The organism is Agrobacterium sp. ST15.16.055, from assembly GCF_027956555.1.
GTDB classification, from domain to species: domain Bacteria; phylum Pseudomonadota; class Alphaproteobacteria; order Rhizobiales; family Rhizobiaceae; genus Agrobacterium; species Agrobacterium salinitolerans.
Window position 1 is genome coordinate 505,732 of sequence record NZ_JAQKGN010000002.1, and the last position, 20,167, is coordinate 525,898.

Annotated in this window: 17 protein-coding genes; 6 read left to right on the forward strand and 11 right to left on the reverse strand. The window is 59.4% G+C overall.

Annotated features, from left to right (window positions below; translation table 11 throughout):
• Positions 1-47 precede the first annotated feature (47 nt).
• Positions 48-971, reverse strand: a complete 924-nt coding sequence (locus PL599_RS05675) for an extensin-like domain-containing protein (protein ID WP_269825198.1) — start codon at positions 969-971, stop codon at positions 48-50.
• Between the two features lie 335 nt (positions 972-1,306).
• On the opposite strand from PL599_RS05675, the gene PL599_RS05680 reads away from it, so the two are divergent.
• Together PL599_RS05680 and PL599_RS05685 are read left to right on the forward strand one after the other, a co-directional pair.
• Complete coding sequence (locus tag PL599_RS05680; RefSeq protein ID WP_269825210.1) at positions 1,307-3,496, forward strand: anthranilate synthase; 2,190 nt, start codon at positions 1,307-1,309, stop codon at positions 3,494-3,496.
• Positions 3,493-4,005: a GNAT family N-acetyltransferase gene (locus PL599_RS05685; protein ID WP_269825197.1), complete on the forward strand. Its 513-nt coding sequence runs from the start codon at positions 3,493-3,495 to the stop codon at positions 4,003-4,005. Before PL599_RS05680 ends, PL599_RS05685 begins: the two co-directional genes overlap by 4 nt.
• Here the strand turns inward: PL599_RS05685 and PL599_RS05690 are convergent.
• A complete protein-coding gene (locus tag PL599_RS05690; protein ID WP_269825196.1) occupies positions 4,002-4,949 on the reverse strand; it encodes an HD-GYP domain-containing protein in 948 nt (315 codons plus the stop codon). The two genes, PL599_RS05685 and PL599_RS05690, sit on opposite strands and share 4 nt — an antisense overlap.
• Before the next feature lie 271 nt (positions 4,950-5,220).
• On the opposite strand from PL599_RS05690, the gene ade reads away from it, so the two are divergent.
• On the forward strand, positions 5,221-6,915 hold the full coding sequence (gene ade, locus PL599_RS05695; protein WP_269825195.1) for an adenine deaminase: 1,695 nt from the start codon (positions 5,221-5,223) through the stop codon (positions 6,913-6,915).
• Positions 6,916-6,980: 65 nt separating this feature from the next.
• Here ade and PL599_RS05700 read toward each other — a convergent pair whose 3' ends face one another.
• The 3 genes from PL599_RS05700 to bglA all read right to left on the reverse strand — a co-directional run bounded on the left by PL599_RS05700 (position 6,981) and on the right by bglA (position 9,959).
• Positions 6,981-7,532 carry a hypothetical protein gene (locus PL599_RS05700; RefSeq protein WP_269825194.1) on the reverse strand — a complete coding sequence of 184 codons (552 nt, stop codon included), beginning with the start codon at positions 7,530-7,532 and terminating at the stop codon, positions 6,981-6,983.
• 307 nt (positions 7,533-7,839) lie between these two features.
• Positions 7,840-8,298: an aminoglycoside 6'-N-acetyltransferase gene (gene aac(6') / locus PL599_RS05705; protein ID WP_269825193.1), complete on the reverse strand. Its 459-nt coding sequence runs from the start codon at positions 8,296-8,298 to the stop codon at positions 7,840-7,842.
• Positions 8,295-9,959: a beta-galactosidase BglA gene (bglA, locus tag PL599_RS05710; RefSeq protein WP_269825192.1), complete on the reverse strand. Its 1,665-nt coding sequence runs from the start codon at positions 9,957-9,959 to the stop codon at positions 8,295-8,297. Before bglA ends, aac(6') begins: the two co-directional genes overlap by 4 nt.
• Positions 9,960-10,115: 156 nt before the next feature.
• On the opposite strand from bglA, the gene PL599_RS05715 reads away from it, so the two are divergent.
• Together PL599_RS05715 and PL599_RS05720 are read left to right on the forward strand one after the other, a co-directional pair.
• Complete coding sequence (locus PL599_RS05715; protein ID WP_269825191.1) at positions 10,116-11,036, forward strand: sugar kinase; 921 nt, start codon at positions 10,116-10,118, stop codon at positions 11,034-11,036.
• 258 nt (positions 11,037-11,294) lie between these two features.
• Positions 11,295-12,344: a bifunctional monoglucosyl/glucuronosyl diacylglycerol synthase gene (locus PL599_RS05720; protein WP_269825190.1), complete on the forward strand. Its 1,050-nt coding sequence runs from the start codon at positions 11,295-11,297 to the stop codon at positions 12,342-12,344.
• A gap of 181 nt (positions 12,345-12,525) precedes the next feature.
• On the opposite strand, the gene PL599_RS05725 is transcribed toward PL599_RS05720, so the two are convergent.
• The 4 genes from PL599_RS05725 to PL599_RS05740 form a co-directional block, all read right to left on the reverse strand.
• Positions 12,526-13,134, reverse strand: a complete 609-nt coding sequence (locus tag PL599_RS05725; RefSeq protein WP_269825189.1) for a DUF2026 family protein — start codon at positions 13,132-13,134, stop codon at positions 12,526-12,528.
• A gap of 204 nt (positions 13,135-13,338) precedes the next feature.
• Positions 13,339-14,769, reverse strand: coding sequence for a ribosome biogenesis GTPase Der (gene der / locus PL599_RS05730; RefSeq protein ID WP_004443070.1), 1,431 nt, complete (start codon positions 14,767-14,769; stop codon positions 13,339-13,341).
• Between the two features lie 132 nt (positions 14,770-14,901).
• A complete protein-coding gene (locus PL599_RS05735; protein WP_142911766.1) occupies positions 14,902-15,573 on the reverse strand; it encodes a tetratricopeptide repeat protein in 672 nt (223 codons plus the stop codon).
• Positions 15,574-15,728: 155 nt separating this feature from the next.
• A complete protein-coding gene (locus tag PL599_RS05740; RefSeq protein WP_269825188.1) occupies positions 15,729-16,313 on the reverse strand; it encodes an NnrU family protein in 585 nt (194 codons plus the stop codon).
• 150 nt (positions 16,314-16,463) lie between these two features.
• On the opposite strand from PL599_RS05740, the gene PL599_RS05745 reads away from it, so the two are divergent.
• On the forward strand, positions 16,464-17,447 hold the full coding sequence (locus PL599_RS05745) for a polysaccharide deacetylase family protein (protein WP_269825187.1): 984 nt from the start codon (positions 16,464-16,466) through the stop codon (positions 17,445-17,447).
• Positions 17,448-17,497: 50 nt separating this feature from the next.
• On the opposite strand, the gene bacA is transcribed toward PL599_RS05745, so the two are convergent.
• The gene (gene bacA / locus PL599_RS05750; protein ID WP_271358933.1) at positions 17,498-18,772 is read right to left on the reverse strand and encodes a bacteroid development protein BacA; all 1,275 of its coding nucleotides are present in this window, start codon (positions 18,770-18,772) and stop codon (positions 17,498-17,500) included.
• Positions 18,773-18,953: 181 nt separating this feature from the next.
• Positions 18,954-20,144 (reverse strand): MFS transporter, encoded by a 1,191-nt coding sequence (locus PL599_RS05755; protein ID WP_269825186.1) that lies wholly within the window; start codon positions 20,142-20,144, stop codon positions 18,954-18,956.
• Positions 20,145-20,167: the final 23 nt, after the last annotated feature.

Below are 20,167 nucleotides of genomic sequence, written 5' to 3' on the forward strand. Positions count from 1 at the left end.
GAAACATCATCTCCAGTCGGGGCGGCCTTCGGGTCGCCCCTTTTTTGTCAGCGGCAATAGAGATAGCCGCCTTTTCGCTCCAGCACGTCGAGATGCAGGTGATCCTGATGGGTGGCGTCGCTGCCGGGCGAAAGAACCGTGCGGAAGAATAGGCAGGCGGCGGCGGTAATCGTGCGCTGGAAAGCGCCTTCCGGCGTCCCGTCCTCGCCGCGCGGCTTCATCACCAGCGGCTCGCCCTTGTCAAAGGCGATGGTGGAGATATCTACCGCATTGCCCTTGGCATGTTCGGAAATCTTGCCGTTTTCCGCGCTGTTGCGGTTGCGGCAGATATAGGTCGAGGCATTGGCGATAGACCTCACCTTTTTTTCCGGCATTGCCAGAGCCGCCGCCGGTAGCATCATCTCCTTTGTCCAGCGGGAAAGCGCGAGCGCGGTTTCGCAGCGCATGGTCCCCGATGGCTCCAGCTTGATACCGGGCAAAACCACGGAAAGCTCGACAGGCGCTTCGATGCCGCAGCCCTGCTCCACATCGCGGATCGGCTCAAGCTGTTTGAATTCAGCGCCGATCTCCTTCAACGCGCCAAGGCATGCCTGAAGCGCGGCCGGGTCTTCCGGCCTCACCGGCTCCGGCGGCTTCTCTTCCGGTTTTGCAGCGTCAACATCCGGTTTCGGTTGTTCACCCTCCTCTTTGCCCTCACCCGCCTTGTTCTCCACGCCTTTCTTGCTGTCATCGGGCCCCTTGTCTTCCGGCGTCATGCCGTCATCCGGTTTCCGCTCTTCCGGGACCTGCGGCTTCGGGGCCGGTTTCGGCGCTTCCGCCGGGCTTTGCGGCGGCTCGTCCGATGGCTTTTCCGAGGGAGTGGCAGGTTGCCCCTCACCCGGTTTCGGTTGCGGCACCGGCACCTGCGCCGGCGGTTCAGAGGCGGAAATGAATGCGAGGGTGGTTACCAGAAGACAGACGCGATGAAGCATTTTATGGGGCACTCCTGACCGTTTCGGCAGAAGTGCAACGCGGCGGCGACGGGTAAGGTTCATTCCGCCTCTAAATCCGCTTGCCAAGGCGGATCGTGCACGCTAACAATTTTCCCATGAACATCGTGTCTAAGAACATTGCTAACTGGTGGTGGAGCAGCTTTTTGCGGCCTTGACCAGTCATGTCTTCAGACAAAGTCCAAGCCGCCCGAATTTTCAGGCGGCTTTTTTGTTATTTTGCCGCCTGTCATCGGGCTTGAACAACAGACAGCATGCGCGCAAAAGTGCCTGGCGGTTTTGCGACAACGACATGCGACAAAATGAGTGCGAGAGAAATGGTAACGATCATTCAGGATGACGGAGCGGAAACCTACGAGACGAAAGGCGGCATCAAGGTCAGCCGAAAGCGTCGGCCCGCCGATTACGCCAGCGCCATCGATAATTATATCGAAAAGCTCGATTCCCATCGCGGCGCGGTTTTTTCGTCCAACTATGAATATCCAGGCCGTTACACCCGCTGGGATACAGCCATTATCGATCCGCCGCTCGGCATTTCCTGTTTCGGCCGCAAGATGTGGATCGAGGCCTATAATGGCCGCGGCGAAGTGCTGCTCGATTTCATCACGGAAAAGCTGAAGACAACGCCCGACCTTACCCTCGGCGCCGCCTCGACCCGCCGCCTTGATCTCACCGTCAACGAACCGGACCGCGTTTTCACCGAAGAAGAACGCTCGAAAATCCCGACCGTCTTCACCGCACTGCGCGCCATCGTCGATCTCTTCTATTCGAATGCGGATTCGGCCATCGGCCTGTTCGGCGCCTTCGGTTACGACCTCGCCTTCCAGTTCGACGCGATCAAGCTGTCGCTGGCGCGGCCGGAAGACCAGCGCGACATGGTGCTGTTCCTGCCGGACGAAATCCTCGTCGTTGACCACTATTCCGCCAAGGCCTGGATCGACCGCTACGATTTCGAAAAAGGCGGCGTGACGACGGACGGCAAGTCCTCCGACATCACACCCGATCCGTTCAAGACCACCGATACCATCCCGCCCAAGGGCGATCACCGTCCGGGCGAATATTCCGAACTGGTGGTGAAGGCCAAGGAAAGCTTCCGCCGCGGCGACCTGTTCGAGGTCGTGCCCGGACAGAAGTTCATGGAGCGCTGCGAAAGCAATCCGTCGGCGATTTCTCGTCGTCTGAAGGCGATCAACCCCTCGCCTTATTCCTTCTTCATCAATCTCGGCCATCAGGAATATCTGGTCGGCGCTTCGCCGGAAATGTTTGTGCGCGTCTCCGGTCGCCGCATCGAGACCTGCCCGATATCAGGCACCATCAAGCGCGGTGACGACCCGATTGCCGACAGCGAGCAGATCCTGAAGCTGCTCAATTCGAAGAAGGACGAATCCGAACTCACCATGTGCTCGGATGTTGACCGTAACGACAAGAGCCGCGTCTGCGAGCCGGGCTCGGTGAAGGTCATCGGCCGCCGCCAGATCGAGATGTATTCGCGCCTCATCCACACGGTGGACCACATTGAAGGCCGCCTGCGTGACGATATGGACGCCTTTGACGGCTTCCTCAGCCACGCCTGGGCCGTCACCGTCACCGGTGCGCCGAAACTCTGGGCCATGCGCTTCATCGAAGGCCATGAAAAGAGCCCGCGCGCCTGGTATGGCGGCGCAATCGGCATGGTCGGCTTCAACGGCGACATGAATACGGGGCTCACGCTGCGCACCATCCGCATCAAGGACGGCATCGCCGAGGTGCGCGCCGGCGCGACGCTGCTCAACGATTCCAATCCGCAGGAAGAAGAAGCCGAAACCGAACTGAAGGCGTCGGCCATGATATCGGCCATTCGCGATGCAAAAGGCGCCAACTCCGCCGCCACCAAGCGCGACGCCGCCAAGGTGGGCACCGGTGTGAAGATCCTGCTCGTCGACCACGAAGACAGTTTCGTGCATACGCTGGCGAATTATTTCCGCCAGACGGGTGCCACGGTCTCGACCGTCAGATCACCGGTCGCAGCCGACGTGTTCGATCGCTTCCAGCCCGATCTCGTCGTGCTCTCTCCCGGACCGGGCAGCCCGACGGATTTCGACTGCAAGGCGACGATCAAGGCCGCCCGCGCCCGTGACCTGCCGATCTTCGGCGTCTGCCTGGGTCTTCAGGCACTGGCGGAAGCCTATGGCGGCGAGCTGCGCCAGCTGGCCGTGCCGATGCACGGCAAGCCCTCACGCATCCGTGTACTTGAGCCCGGCCTCGTCTTCTCCGGTCTCGGCAAGGAAGTGACCGTCGGCCGTTATCACTCGATCTTCGCCGACCCCTCCACCCTTCCGCGTGATTTCATCATCACCGCGGAAAGCGAGGATGGCACGATCATGGGCATAGAACACGCCAAGGAGCCGGTGGCCGCCGTTCAGTTCCACCCGGAATCGATCATGACGCTCGGCCAGGACGCCGGCATGCGCATGATCGAAAACGTCGTGGTGCATCTGACCCGCAAGGCGAAGACCAAGGCTGCATGATGCCGGCTGCCGACGCCATCAGCATCGAACCCATCCGGACAGAGCACGTTGAAAGCTTTCACCGTGCTCTCGATGCGGTATCGCGCGAGCGGAAATATCTGAGCTTTCTGGAGGCGCCGCCGCTCGAAGCGGTCCGCGCCTTCGTTCTCGACATGATCGAAAACGACCATCCGCAATTCGTGGCGATTGCGGATGGCGAAGTGATTGGCTGGTGCGATATCCGCCGCCAGGACAGAGCGACCCGCGCCCATTGCGGCACGCTCGGCATGGGTATCCTGCCTGCCTATCGGGGCAAGGGACTGGGTGGACGACTGATGCGGCGGACGCTCGATGCCGCCCGCGAATTCGGGCTGCATCGTGTCGAACTGAGCGTGCATGCGGACAACGCGAGAGCCATTGCACTTTATGAAAAGATCGGCTTTGTGCATGAAGGCCGGGCCCGCGATGCCGTTCTGATCGACGGGCGTTACATCGACAGCCTCAATATGGCGATCATCTTCGGCAACTAACCCCTCGGCAGCGAGGCGGAAATGCACAGCGCGAATTTCTTCAGCAGCTGCATGTCGAAATGCCCTTCCCGCCGCAGCATCCAAGTTAACGCATCATTCGCAGTCCACGGCTTCTTGTAGGGCCTGACCGAGGTGATGGCGTCATAGACGTCGCAAATCGCCGCGATACGCGCATAGAGGCTGATCTGGCTGCCCGCACGTCCGCTCGGATAACCGCCGCCATCCATCCGCTCATGATGATTGAAACAGACATCGAGCAGCATCTCCGGCATCTGCGCGTTGCGCGACAATATATCTCGGCCGAATGCGGGGTGGAGATTGATGATTTGCCGCTCGCTGGCGCTCAACCCTTCCGCCTTGTTGAGGATCGATGAAGGAATTTCCACCTTGCCGATATCATGTAGCAACCCGCTGATACCGAGCAGATTGACAGTTGCCCTGTCGAGCCCGAGATAATTACCGAAAAGGATCATCAGCCCGCTGACGGAGACGGAGTGCACAAACGTCGTTTCGTCTTTGGATTTCAATCGGGTGACCCCGATGAAAATCGCCGGGTTCGACTGCACGGCGTCGGAAATCCTACCCGCTGCCGTCGCCATGCTTGTCAACGAGACACCGCCACCGGTTTCCGCAACCGCAAAGGTTTCCGCAACCGCATCGGCTGCCAAACGCACGGCATGGCTGATCACAGCGGTGGTCTCTGGGGAACTGTCCGTTTTCATTGTCGCCGGTCCGCCAACACCCAAACTTGCTTCGACATCGTTTCCCCTGGCGGTATTGATGACGATGCTTTCCGCGCCGCTCGCTTTCAGCTGGCGCACCCCATCCTCATGCCGCAGGAGAAAGCGATGTCGTTGCATAATCTGCCGGTTCGACGCCGTTCCCTCGACCGCCTCGATAAACATGCCAACAGTTAATTGCCGGGTGGAAATTCGCTTCAACATCAGACGCTTTTATTTTCCTCCCCGGGAATGTTAACGTGGCCCGCTATTGATAAAGGCCGACATAAACCAGCCTCCAGATGGACAAATATAAGCCCGTTAAAATATTCAAGTATGCAACACTAAACACAACATAGCACAAATATGAAAATTATTTACTCAGGATATATTTAAAATACGAAGAATCAATACGAAGACACCAAGAAACAACCCACGAATGTAAATACTGAAAATTCTCGCATATGACGCAAACCAGAAGTCGAAGAAGAGCCGCATGAATTCGAAACTTGAAACGCGCATCGATCAGGGTACGGGCCGCGAACCGGCAGATATGGTTCTCAAAGGCGGGCGATTCTTCGACCTGGTGACCGGGGAACTTGTTGCTTCGGACATTGCCATTTGCGGCGATACTGTCGTTGGCACATGTGGAGACTACAAGGGTCGGCGGGAAATCGACATTTCCGGCAAAATCGTCGTTCCCGGCTTCATCGATACGCATCTCCATATCGAATCGTCGCTCGTTACACCGCATGAATTCGACCGCTGCGTTTTACACTATGGCGTTACCACCGCCATTTGCGACCCGCATGAGATTGCCAATGTTCTGGGCGTTGAGGGGCTTCAGTTCTTCCTCGACAGCGCCATGGAAACCATCATGGACATCCGGGTGCAGCTCTCCTCCTGCGTGCCCGCCACCCACCTTGAAACCGCTGGCGCCGATCTGCCCATCGAAAAACTGCTACCGTTCCGAAATCATCCGAAGGTCATCGGGCTTGCCGAATTCATGAATTTTCCGGGCGTCATCCACAAGGACCCGGTGTGCATGGCAAAGCTGGAGGCCTTTCAGGGCCAGCATATCGATGGGCATGCGCCGCTTCTCTCCGGCACGGCGCTGAACGGCTATCTTGCCGCCGGCATCCGCACTGAACATGAATGCACGAGCGCGGCTGAGGCGTTGGAGAAAATCCGCAAGGGCATGCATATTCTGGTGCGCGAAGGCTCGGTCTCGAAGGACCTGCACGCCCTCATGCCGATCATCACCGAGCGCCTCTCGCCCTATCTGGCGCTCTGCACAGATGACCGCAACCCGCTCGATATCGCCGAACAGGGCCATCTCGACTATATGATCCGCACGGCGATCGCCAGCGGGGTGGAACCGCTCGCCATCTACCGCGCCGCCTCGATTTCCGCCGCAAAAGCCTTTGGCCTGCGCGACCGCGGCCTTGTCGCACCGGGGTGGCGGGCCGATCTCGTGGTCATCGACAGCCTGCAGAACTGCAAGGCCAGCATGGTGCTTTCCGGCGGCAGGATCGTCGATGACGCGCTGTTTGCCACCCGCAAACCGGTCGCACCCGTCGGCCTTGACAGCGTCAAGGCAAGACCCGTGCTCGCCTCGCATTTCGGCGTGCCGGTCACAGAGGGCGAAAGCCCCGTCATGGGCGTGCTTCCCGGCAAGATCATTACCGAACACCGCCGCTACAAGCTGCCAACGGACGGCAACCAGACCACCGTCGATCTTGAAAACGACATCATCAAGGTCGCCGTCATCGAACGCCACGGCAAGAACGGCAATCACGCCAATGGCTTCGTTCAGGGCTTCGGCCTGAAAAAGGGCGCCATCGCCTCCACCGTCGGCCATGACAGCCACAATATCTGCGTTGTCGGCGTCAGCGAAGACGACATGGCGCTGGCCGCCAACCGGCTCGGCGAAATCAAGGGCGGCTTCGTGGTGGTGGAAGACGGCCGGGTGACGGGCGAGATCGCTTTGCCCGTCGCCGGGTTGATGAGCCTAGAACCCTACGAGACCGTTCGAGATACGCTGCACACGCTCAGAAAAGCAGCCTATGCGCTCGGCACGACACTGGAAGAACCTTTCCTGCAGGTCGCCTTCCTGCCCCTGCCCGTCATCCCGCATCTGAAGATTTCCGATATGGGTATGGTGGATGTGGACAGGTTTGCGCTGATCTGACGGAGGCTTGCCGACCGGAGCAGCGGAAAACGCTCAATTCGCGCTTTGAGGCTGCTAGAGCGGCCTCATGCTTTCGCTTCCGAAGGCCAGGTGACGTAATAATATTTGCCCGCGACCCTGCCAAAATAGGCGTGTTTTCCTGTCGCATTGTCGACATAGCTGCCGCTTCCATCCCTGGAAAGCGCGCCGTCTTCGCTGCGCTTCAGCTGCGTATTGAGAAAATCCACCCAGTTGGTCTTGGCAATGTCAGTGGCTGTCGTCGGCTTGGCGTTTTTCTGGTTCGGGTCCCACGCATTGATCGTTTTGCCCTGAGTGGGGTTCGAAACCTGCAAGGCCCCACGCTCGAGAGCACTCATCATCGACCGGGCGCGCAGATATTGCGCCGGATCGTCCCCCGCCAGGGAAAGCTTGGCCCTCAGATTCCGCATGAAGTCGGGCGATGCGATATAGTCGGCTGACGAGGTTTTGGGGGCTGGTTTCGGTGTTGATGCGCGGGCTGCCGATTGTCCGGAGAGAAAGACCTCTCGGATGGATGGAGGCGCGGCCTTAGCTTTGGCGCGCGACGAGGTGGAATTCGCGGTATTGGGCTGATTGAAATTCTTGATTGAAACGGACATGACAATCCCTGCTTCACTTTATGGGTGGAGACCGAAAAATCTGTAGGCTTCAACGATTAATACTGGAAGCTTGCATAAGGCTCGCCAAAAGCGAAGTAAATCTGAAAAAATTTCCACTCAATAGCTATCATCGCGAATATAAATAATTTTTAATTATGAGATAATTAAAATTGAAGAGATTTTAAAATTCACAAATACTTAAATATTACTATTAACCGCCCCAAGACGCGATCATGGCGCCACATTTGATCGTCAGAACGCACCCGCAATGTCTGATATTATTCCATCGCCGAACAGTGCCGGGAGGTTATGAACCCAAAGGCAGGGACTTGCGAAAATAAACCACCCGCTGCGTTTCCTCAAATCCCAGCGCCGCATGCATGCGGTGTGAATCGACATTGGAAATGTCGGCATCGGAAGCAAGTTCGCTCACACCCTTGCTGGTCGCCCAACGGGTTACTTCGGCAATCAAAGCAGCCGCAACGCCCCGTTTGCGAAAGGCCTCCTCCACATAAACGCCTTCGAGAAACGCCACGGGTGAGGTGTCGCATCCGTTGACATAATCATGCCGCAGGCTGGCTTCGGCAAAACCGATGGCCATGCCCGCCGGATCATAGGCAATAAATCCAACTTCATTGTCGGAGACGTCCTGCAACTCCGCCCGGTGTTCGGTGGGTGAAGCATCCGGCCACAAACGGTGCCGCAGAAGCGACCACTCATCGAGCGATGCTTCGCCAGCCGCCTCGATGGCAAATTGCCCGCTCATGCAACGACCCCGCAAAATACATCCAGCCCCTCGAGCGTCACGATCCCCGCATCGAATAACGGTGCGAAACCCGGCATCGGCAGTATATCGGTGACCCGCATGGCCTTCGGTATTGGGAACTCCACCGGTTCGCGGGTGAGGTTGAAAACGAAGAGCAGTTTTTCATCGCCCTTCTGGCGCGTGAAGGCCAGCACGTCGAGATTGGTCTTGATAAAGTGCATATCGCCATCGCGCAGTGCGCCGTGACCTTTGCGGAAGGACAAAACCGCGCGGTAATGGTTCAGAACCGAGTCCGGCTTGCGCTCCTGCGCATCCACAGCTTGCATGGCATGAACATAGGGCACCGGCAGCCACGGCTTTTCAGCGCTGGAAAAACCGGCATTCGGCTTGCCTGTCTCCCACACCATCGGCGTGCGGCATCCGTCCCGCCCCTTAAAGGCGGGCCAGAAGCGGATGCCGTAGGGATCGCGCAGATCCTCAAAAGCAAGTTCCGCCTCGGTCAGACCCAGCTCCTCTCCCTGATAGAGACATATGGAACCGCGCAGGCTGGCGAGAACGCAGATGGCAAGCTTCGCGACCCGCACCTGCTCCTCCGCACTTTCGGAAAAACGGCTGAGGTGACGCACCACATCATGGTTGGAAAAGGCCCAGCACACCCAGCCATCCGTCACCACCTTGCCGAAGGTCTCGACCGAGGCGCGCAGATGCTTCGCGCTGAAATCCGGCCCCAGCAGGTCGAAAGTGTAGCACATGTTGAGCTTGTCATTGCCGGACGTATAGGCCGCCACCGTCTTCAGCGACCGCGCCCCGTCTCCCACCTCACCCACCGTGGCGCGGCCCTCATAGTCGTCGAGCAGCGCGCGAAAACGCTTGAGGAAGGCCACGTTTTCCGGCCGCGTCTTGTCGTACAGATGGTCCTGCATGCCATAGGGATTGACGTCGGAAGCATCGAGACCGAAACTTTCCTCGTCGAAAAGCGGCGGGTTGTCGCGCAAAAGCCTGTCATGGAAATAATGGTTGACGGTATCGAGCCGGAACCCGTCAACGCCGCGATCCAGCCAGAAACGCACGGTTTCGAGAAGCGCATCCTGCACATCCGGATTATGGAAATTGAGATCCGGCTGCGACGCGAGGAAGCTGTGCATGTAATATTGCTTGCGCACGCCGTCCCACTCCCATGCCGGGCCGCCGAAGACGGAAAGCCAGTTGGTGGGTGCGGTGCCATCCGGCTTGGGATTGGCCCAGACATACCAGTCGGCCTTGCTGTTGGTGCGGCTCGCTCGGCTGTCCACGAACCAGGGATGCTGGTCCGACGTGTGCGAGATGACCTGATCGATGATGACCTTCAGCCCCAGCCGGTGCGCCTCGGCCATCAGCGCGTCGAAATCGGCAAGCGTGCCGAACATCGGATCGACATTGCAATAATCGGAAACGTCATAGCCCATATCGGCCATGGGCGAGGTGAAGAAGGGCGAGAGCCAGATGCCATCGACGCCGAGCGAGGCGATATAGGGCAGACGTTTCGTCACTCCGTCAAGATCGCCATAGCCATCGCCGGTCGTATCCTGAAACGAGCGCGGATAGACCTGATAGATCACCGCTCCCTTCCACCAGTCCGATTGTGCTTGAGATTTGTGGACCGGGGCATGGGGCAGTGTCATCGGCGATCTCCTGAGGGTGTCACGCCGGGAGAATATAAAGCCCTTGCGCCCGCGTAAACCGGAACTTCGCACATGCACAAACGGCCACAACCGCCCTTGTCAGCGGCGCGCACTCGTCGTAAGCCGCATGGCTGGAAAAAACGGGAGGATGACGGCGTGGGCGGACGGTTTCTGTCGATTGGCGAATGCATGGTGGAACTGTCGCAGGCCGGCAACGGGCTGCTGCGCAAGGGTTTTGCCGGCGATACGTTCAATACCGCCTGGTATGCCCGGGCTTGCCTGCCGCAAGACTGGTCCGTCGATTATTTTACCGCGCTCGGCGACGATCCTCTCTCTGAAGACATGCTCACCTTCATCGCGGATGCCGGCATCGGCACGGAAAAAATCCGCCGCATCAAGGGTGGAACGCCCGGCCTCTATCTCATCAACCTGAAGGATGGCGAACGCACCTTCAGCTACTGGCGCAATGCCGCCGCCGCAAGGCAGCTTGCCACTGACGCGGACCACCTGCGCAAAACGGTCGAGAGTGCCGATGTGGTCTATTTCTCCGGTATCACGCTCGCCGTTCTCGCCTCCGCCCATGATGTCGATACGTTCCTCGCCGAACTGCGCCGCGCCAAGGCGGCGGGCAAGCTGGTGGTCTTCGATCCCAACATTCGCCCGCGCCTGTGGGCGGACAGGGATACGATGCTCGAAACCATCTCCAACGGTGCGCGCACCGCAACGCTTGTCATGCCGAGCTTCGATGACGAGGCCAGCCATTTCGGCGATGTGTCCGTGGAAGCGACCATCGACCGCTACCGTTCACTTGGCGTTGAAAACATCGTCGTGAAGGACGGCGCCAAGGGCGCGACGCTCGATTTCGGCGGCAGTCGCACTCACGCCCCGGCGGTGAAAGCCGTGGACGTGGTGGATACGACAAGCGCCGGCGACAGCTTCAACGGCGCCTTCCTCGCCCGTTACGTGACCGGCAGTTCTCCCGAAGAGGCCGCCACCTTCGCGGCAAGGGCTGCGGCGACCGTCATCGGCCACCATGGCGCGCTGATCAGCCCCGAGTTGCTTCCACTGGTGGGATAGGGCTCGCTACACTGCGCGAACGTGGATTTTCGCATGCAGCCACCTCGGGTTCCCTCATTCCTGTTCCCCGGAACAAGTCCGAGGCACAGGGATAAGGACAGAAGGCAGCGCCGCCGACAACAGCAAAATTTTGAGCGCAACCACGATTCCCCACCGCCATACACCCTGACATGATCCTGTAACACGCACGCCGCATATACGGGCAGAAGCCGGGCAATGGGGATTCGCCCGCGCGCAGATGAGCAGGATCAGTGTTTCATGACGAGAATCACGATTGTCACAGATGCCTGGCACCCGCAGGTCAACGGCGTGGTTCGCTCCATTGAAAACACCAATACCGAACTCGCGCGGCTCGGCGTCGATGTGCACATGGTCACACCACAGAGTTTTTACAGCATCCCCTGCCCCACCTATCCGGAAATCCGCCTGTCGGTCGCCGGTTATCGTCGTGTGGCGGCGGAGATCGAAAAAAGCCAGCCCTCCTTTGTGCATATTGCCACGGAAGGGCCGCTGGGCTTCATGGCCCGGCGCTGGTGCGTGAAGAACCGTATGCGTTTTTCCACCAGCTACCACACCCGCTTTCCCGAATATGTAGCCGCCCGTTTCCCCGTCCCGGAAAGTTGGCTCTACGCCTTCGTGCGCTGGTTCCACAATGGCGGCAACACCTGCATGGTGGCCACGCCGAGCCTTGAGACCGAACTGGAAGCCCGCGGCGTGCGCAATCTGAAACGCTGGAGCCGCGGCATCGACGCCGAGCTTTTCCATCCCCGCCCGAAAACTAAGCTGCCTTTCGATCTGCCGAGACCGATCTTCATGACGGTGGGACGTGTGGCGGTGGAAAAGAACCTGCCGGAATTCCTGGAACTCGACCTGCCGGGATCGAAGATCGTCGTTGGCGACGGTCCCGCCCGCCATGAATTGCAGGAAAAATACCCTGATGTTCTGTTCACCGGCATCAAGACCGGTGAGGAGCTGGCCGATGCCTATGCGCAGGCCGATGTCTTCGTTTTCCCCTCGAAGACCGACACCTTCGGCAACACCATTCTCGAAGCGCTGGCCAGCGGCGTTCCAGTTGCCGCCTTCCCCGTGACCGGACCGATCGACATTCTCGGCGGAAACCCCGCCGCCGGTGCGCTGGACAATAATCTGCGCGATGCCTGTCTGGCGGCGCTTCACTGCTCACCACAGGCAGCGCTTGCCCTTTCCAAAAGCTACAGCTGGGAAAAGGCCTCGCGACAATTCCTCGACAATGTCATCCATGCCGCCGGAAAATCACTGCCGCTTCTGTCGCGCTCGCGGCTTGCATGAGGCAATCCCCGAGATTTGTGCGGGAATGAGTGGACGAAACGGTACGGGAGTGTCACAAGGCGATCAGGACGCGACTGCCGTTATCTTTAGAACGGGGTCGGGCTGCTGATTGACGTCAGGCGGCTGCCGCGAGATTACGCTGGCCGTCCTTTTATCAGATCGCCCCCGCCATCAAACAACCTCACCAGTTACCAGTGAGAGACTGGCCCGTCAGCGGCACTGTCCGCGCCTTGCCGTCGCTGTCGGTCACCGAAAGCGATGCCGCCATCTGCTTGGGGGATTTGCGGAACCAGTTGGCGGCAACGCTCGCCATATCGCCGATCATGGCCTGTTTGTGCCAGTCGGCAAAACGTCTGGCCGACGCTTCCGGCTCGGAACGGTAGAAGAAATCGCCGGATTGGCCGAGATCATTGATGGACGCCGCCATGGCCGACAGCGGCCGCTGGAACATCTTTGCCGGCACCGCAAGCGCATCGGCACCTTCAGAAAAGGCGGGCGCCATGAAGTCGATCGCCCAGCCGTCGGCATCGACCCAACAATGGAAATTCTCGCCCGCACCCGTCACATAACCGTCTTCGCGATGGTCTGCGAACAGGAGAACCGTTCCGCCGAGATTATAGGCGGCAAGCCCGCCCCTCGGCACCGCTTTCACCTTGTAGTGCTGCTGCAGAATGAAGGCGCCGAAGGTGCTGAAATACATGGAGGCCGAGGCAGGATCGGCATTCTGGCTGATGAGCAGGCTGTTGATGACGCGGTAAATCCTGAAATAGTCGGTCTGCTTGATCAACATAGTCTTTTACTCTTCAAAGCCGGACAGTGAAATTGGAACGAGCGAATGCCGCTTGTTTCTTCTCCCCGCCGGGGAGAAGTCCGCGGCAGCGGGATGAGGGGGCGAGAGTATAGATATTCGGAGAGCGAGCCCCCTCATCCGACCCTTCGGGCCACCTTCTCCCCGGCGGGGAGAAGAAACAGGCCGCGACCCTTCACGTCAAAATCACCGCCGCTTCTTCGCCTTGCTCTCGAACGGATTGTCCGAACCCCGGTAATGCACCCGGATCGGCACACCCGGCATGTCGAAATCCTTGCGCAGGCCGTTGACCAGATACCGCGTATAGCTTTCCGGAATGGCTTCCGGCCGGGTGCAGGAAATCATGAAGGCCGGCGGGCGGGCCTTAACCTGGGTCATATATTTCAGTTTCAGGCGGCGGCCGGAGACGGCCGGCGGCGGATGCTGCGTGGTTTGCGCATCCAGCCAGCGGTTGAGACGGGCCGTGGAAATGCGGCGGTTCCAGACCTTGTCGGTATCGATGATGTTCTGCATCAACCGGTCGAGGCCATAACCCGTCTGGCCGGAAATCGGCACGGCGCGAATGCCGCGCGCCTGCGGCAGAAGCCGCTCGGTCTTTTCGCGCAGATCGGCCAGATAGGCCTGCGGGTCTTCGACCAGATCCCACTTGTTGAAGGCAAGCACGGCGGCGCGGCCTTCACGGATGACGAGGTCAACCAGCTGCAGATCCTGCTTTTCGAAGGGGATGGTGCTGTCGAACACGATGACGACGGTTTCCGCAAAGCGGATGGAACGCAGCGAATCTGCGACCGAAAGCTTTTCCAGCTTCTCCGTCACCTTGGCCTTGCGGCGCATGCCGGCCGTGTCGAACATCTTGATGGTGCGGCCGCGCCAGTCCCATTCGACCGAGATGCTGTCGCGGGTAATGCCGGCTTCCGGGCCGGTCAACAGGCGGTCTTCACCGAGGAAACGGTTGATCAGCGTCGACTTGCCCGCATTCGGCCGGCCAATGATGGCGACGCGCAGCGGCTTGGTCTCATCGTAAACCGGCTCTTCGTCTTCTTCGTCCTCGCTGCCCGGTTCGCTGCGCGGCAGAACGATATCCGTCTCCGCCTCATCCACTTCCGGCGGGAAAGCCACGTCCTCGCCGATTGCCTCAACAATGGCGTCGCGCAGGTCGATCATGCCCTGACCGTGTTCGGCCGAGATCGGGCAAGGGTCGCCGAGGCCGAGCGTGAAGGCGTCGTAGAAACCGGCATCGGAACCGCGCGCTTCGGACTTGTTGGCCACCAGTACCACCGGCTTGCCGCGACGGCGCAGCATTTCGGCCAGCGTCTCGTCGGCCGGCGTCAGGCCCGCCTTGGCGTCCACAACGAACAGCGTCACATCGGCATCGTCAATCGCCGCTTCGGTCTGCGCCCACATGCGGCCCTGAAGCGTTTCCGGACCGGATTGCTCCAGACCGGCGGTATCGATGATGGTGAAACGCAGGTCGACCAGCTTCGCCTCGCCGGGGCGACGATCACGGGTCACGCCCGGCGTATCGTCCACCAGCGCCAGCTTCTTTCCAACCAGACGGTTGAAAAGCGTGGACTTGCCGACATTGGGGCGCCCGACTATGGCGACGGTGAAGCTCATTGATCCTGGTTCCTTAAAGCACGTCTGCCCAAAACACTACCTGTTTTGGGCAAAGGACATGCGTAAAATAATGAGTTGGATCGCTTTGGCAATGCGGAGAATGCCGGCGCGATCTCGCGTGGCGAAGCGACCTTAAGCAGCCTTGCCTGAAGCGGTGATATTGTCGAGCATGATCTGCGCCCGGTTCGTCACGTTGCGCGGCGCCTGCGCGTCGCTCACGATCTGCTCGAACCATTGTTTGGCCTTGGCGAAATCGCCGGCCTTGTAGGCGGCGAGACCCAAAGCCTCGCGGGCGGAAGCCTTCATGGTCTGGCCTTCGCCGCTGAGCGGCTCCACCAGTGCGGCAACCTGATCGTAGGTGCCATTATCCACCAGCAGCCAGGCCGCGCGCACCTTGGCGGTATCGCGGAAGACCTGCGGTGCGGAGGTGTCGTTGCCGATGGCGGTGAAGGCGGCGATGGCGCCGGCCGCGTCGCCCTTCTGCGAAAGCAGCGTGGCCGAGCGGAACTTCGCCAGAACCGGATAATTGCCGTGACCGGAGGTTTCCAGATCGGCAAGGGCCTTCAGCGCATCATCCGTCTTGTTTTCCGAAGCGAGTTTCAGCGCCGCAAGGAACTGATCGCCCGAATTGGAAGCGCGGCTGGTGTTCCAGTATTCGTAGATACCGGCACCGGCGGCGCCGAGAACCACCAGAACGGCCGCACCCACAACCACGATACCGTACCGGCCCCAGAAGCGCGACAGCTGCTCGGAACGGATCTGCTCGTTCACTTCGCGGATAAAGGTATCATTTTCGTTTGCCATCAAATTCTCCGTTACCCGCGCGGAGATCGTCACCGATCCATCCGTCCGCGGACATACCAAGCCGCTTACCCGGGTCAGCGAAAGTCAGGCCAACCGGGTCTTGGTCGGCCTTCTAGCCTATTTTGCCTGATATGTAAGGGGGAAACGTTGATTTCCTACATGGCGATAGGCTGAACGCCGATCAACGATTCGTGCAGTTTCAGGATGAATGCGCCCCACAGAACGATGCCGCCGACAACGGCCACCAGATCGTAGCGGCTTGAAACGAAGTCCCGGACCACTTTGTCACCCGCTCGCTCCCGGCGCTTCAACGAGATCCGCATCACCACACCCCAGGCGAGGAACGATGCGAAAAGAAGAATGGACGACGTCTCGCCATTGGCCAGAAGATGCGCCAGCGCCCAGATTTTGACCGAGAGGATGAGCGGATGTTTCGTCTTCGTTGCGATATGGCCAGCCGGGATGAGGCTGGCGACAAGACAGATCATCGCGAGCAGCATCAGGGTGACGGCGATATGGCTCATCCAGACCGGCGGATACCACAACATGCCGGTCTCCTGCCGTGCTTCACCGAAGGCATAGATGACGAGGCCGAGCGTGACGAGGCTGACAACGGAATAGACGCCCTTGAAAGGCCCTTCGCCCATCGTCGCGATCATGCGGGCGCGAAATTGCGGCGCGACCACCTTCAAAAGATGCGTCAGCAGGAACAAGGCAAGACAGAGTGCGAGAAAAAGCATGGAATACGGTCCCCCGGGTGGAACGAAGCGGCCCTATCACCGCGGTTGATAACAGGAATTAGGCCGAAAGCCATGAAAACGCCAGCCACTTCAAAGCTTCGCCTTATTCCACCCGCAAAAGGCCACGGTGTTTCATATGACGGATGACTGATGTTTCGCCCCTTTGCCGCTTTTTCCCTGTCGCTTCTCGCCGCCCTTCCCGCTTTTGCGCAAGAGGCTGAGAAGCCGAAGCAGCTCGTGATCGTCTCCTTCGACGGCGCGGGCGACAATATGCTGTGGGAAAGAAGCCGGGCGACGAGCAAGCAGGTCGGCGCTCATTTCACCTATTTTCTCGCCTGCACGCTTGTCATGGACCGCAAGACCAGCGCCAAGACCTATCAGGGACCGGGCCAGAAGGCCGGCCGTTCCAATGTCGGTTTCGGCCAGTCACCGGAAGAGGTGGAGACAAGGCTCAGAAATATCTGGGCCGCCTATCGCGAAGGCCACGAGATCGCCAACCACACCTGCGGCCATTTCGATGGCGGGCAGTGGACCGCCGAACAATGGGACGGCGAATTCACCACTTTCACCAGCACGCTGGAAAATGCCTGGCAGATGATCGGCAAGAAGGGCGAGGAGCCCGAAGGTTGGCGCGATATGGTGAAAAACATCAACGGTTTCCGTGCACCCTATCTGTCGCAGGGATCGGCGCTGACCGCCGCGCAGAAAAAGCACCGTTTCGTTTACGACGCCACCAGCATCACCAAGGGGCCGGAATGGCCGGTGGAGCGCGACGGCATAGAGCATTTCGGCCTGCCGCTCATTCCGGAAGGTCCGGGCAACCGCCCGATCATCGCCATGGACTACAATCTCTTCATCCGCCACTCCATCGGCGTCGAGACGCCGGATCGTTCGAAGGAATTCGAGGAGCGCGCCTATACGGCCTTCCGCAATGCATTCGACAGGCAATATAATGGCGAGCGCATTCCGCTACAGATGGGCTTTCACTTCGTGAAGATGAATGGCGGCGCCTATTGGAACGCCTATGAGCGGCTGCTGCGCGAAGTCTGCGGCAGGCAGGATGTCGCCTGTGTGAGCTATGCCGAGGCGATGCCGATGATCGAGGCGCGCAGGAAGCAGAAGACCGAGGGTTAAAATCTCTGAACTTATGAAAAAGGCGGCCAATTGGCCGCCTTCTTGTTTGCTCAGGGGCGGTTGGCATTCAACTCGCCGCCTTTGGCTTCTCGCAGTAGATATCGCTGGTCAATTTCGGGAAGCTCCTGCCCCTCGATCGCCGCTTCGAAGGCTTTCAGACGTTTGTAGATCGACAGGAGTTCGACAATGGTCGTCCAAGAGTTCACGAGATACTGGAACGAGCCGCGCACCTGTTCGAAAACATTCAGGACCTGGTTCATAAGTCCGAGCGTGACCTTGCCGGCGACGATCGACGGGATGAGAACCAGCGTGCCAAAGATGTTGTCCGCCTGCAGATAAAAAATGCGGGCGACGTTGAAGTACAGATAGTGGAAATAGAGGCGGAAATAATTCTTCCGCACATTGGCAAACAACTCGCCGATCGTCAGAGGATCCGCGCGCTCTTCATGGTCTTCGCCATAGACCAGCTCCTTACGATAGGCAGCCTCCACGCGCTGATTGCGGAACTCCAGCCCGGGCAGCTTGATACCCACGAGCGCGAGAAAAACCGTGCCGAACACTGACCAGACGATGGCGGCCCACACGAGAGCATGGGGCACGGCTCTGAAAAGCGGCAGGTCCGTAATCGTTTCCGAGAATGTGAACAGCACCGGCAGGAACGCGATCAGCGTCATGATCGCCCGCACAAACCCCACACCCAGTCCTTCGACGGTGGAAGAGAAACGCATGGTGTCTTCCTGCACACGCTGCGAGGCGCCCTCGATGTGGCGAAGCCGATCCCAGTTCGACATATAAAATTCGTTCATCGCCGTGCGCCAGCGGAAGATATAATGGCTGACGAAAAACAGATTGAGCACACCGACGAAGATGGCGACGAAGGCGATACCCGCAAAACCGAGCGACCCCATGTAGAGTTGTTCGGCCGTCACAGGCGCCGTCCGCGCCAGAGCCTGCTGGATAAGGTCATAAAACGGCCCATACCAGGCATTCACTGCAACACTCACCTGCACGGAAAAATAGGTCGCGAAGATGATCAGCGCCGATCCAAGAACCGACCAGTTCTGCCAGCGATGCGGATGATACCAGAACCAGAACGCGGAAAAGATCAGCGCGGCAACGGCATAATAAATATAGAACCACAAGAACGGGGTGGACCAGAAAACCGAAACGCCGATGACCGGCTCTTGTCCGGCAGGCAGAGGCGGCAGACCAATTATGGCACCCCAATTGCGGCCGCCGGCGTACCACACGCCGATCATGGCCATCGCCCAGACGAAGGCCGACGTGAAGAACAATTTCGGTTTGGGAAAGAAGCAATGAAACACGTTTCGAACTCACGCGCGTTTGAAATCAGCCATTATTGGCGAAGCACTAGATGGCCCGAACCTAGGGCAGAAATTTGTGCACAGCAATGAAGAAGCACTGACCTTAACAAGATGTAAGGCGCAGACGGCGGGCGACGCCCCCGGAAACAGCGAATGAAAGGCGGAAGAGACGGTCAGCGGCCTAGCGCCGCCGCTCCGTGGCGAGCACCGGCAACATCAGCAGAATGCTGACAACGAGCACGGCGGAAGCGAGAATGCTGGGCGCGGTAAAACTTCCCGTCACCTCGGCAATCCAGCCGGCGGCAAGCGGCCCGACGATCTGGCCCGTGCCGAAAGCGGCCGTCATCAGCGCAAAGGCGCGACGTGGGCTCGGGCCTGCAAATTCCCGGCCGAGTTGCAGGCCATAAGCGGTGATGACCATGAAGGTCAGCCCGAGAAGCAGGCCGCCGGCGAGAACGCCCGGCACCGGCGGCAGCATCACCGAAGCGAAGACACCGACAGCTTCCAGCGCCAGCACGATAACGAAAGCGCGCTTTAGCCCCTGCGATTTCAACACCGGTTTCCACAGGAACAGCGAAATGGCAGCTGCGCAGCCGGTGATGAACCAAGCCAGAAACTCCACGAAAGCACCGGCAGCGGCCATCCGGGCAATCGCCACGATAAAAGTGGCGGTGATGACGTAACCGAAGCCGAAAAGCCCATAAGCGAGCGTCGTCAGAAACAGGGGCCTTGTCCAGACAAGCGGCGGTTCCGCCGCCGAAGATGCATGCCGCGGCGGGCCAGCGGGAAGCACGCGAAAGACAAGGAGAAAGGTGAGAAAGGAAAAGACCGCACCGGCAATCCATTCCTCTCTCCACGAGGAGCCGCCGCCGTCAAAAACGACGCCAATCAGATAGACCGCAAGCGAGGAGATCGCGATACCGGCCCCGACACCGCCATAATGCAGCGCCTGAACGCTGTCCCTGCCCGCCTTGACGGCATGGCCGATAACGATCTGCGAGGTGAAGATCATGGTCATCGCACTGGCGACGCCGGCCAGAAACCGGATGACGGTGAAGGCCGCGACGGAATTGAAAGCCGCCATGGCAAGCAACAATGCCCCGGTGGAAAACAGGCCGCAAAGCGCCACCAGCCGTTCCCGCCCCGATCCCCACGAATAGGCCGCCAGAACCGCCCCGGCCAGATAACCGGCGAAATTCCCGGCCGCCACGATCCCCGCATCCCCCGCCGAAAGCGGAACGTCGGCCATCATGCCAGGCAGGATGGGCGTGAAGGAAAAACGGCCGAAACCCATGGCGGAGGCCATCATCAGCGCCCCGGAAAATCCGAGTGCAGTCAGATGTCTGACGGAAAGTGGCTTGTCGATGCTCATGCATGGCTTATCGCAACCGGGCG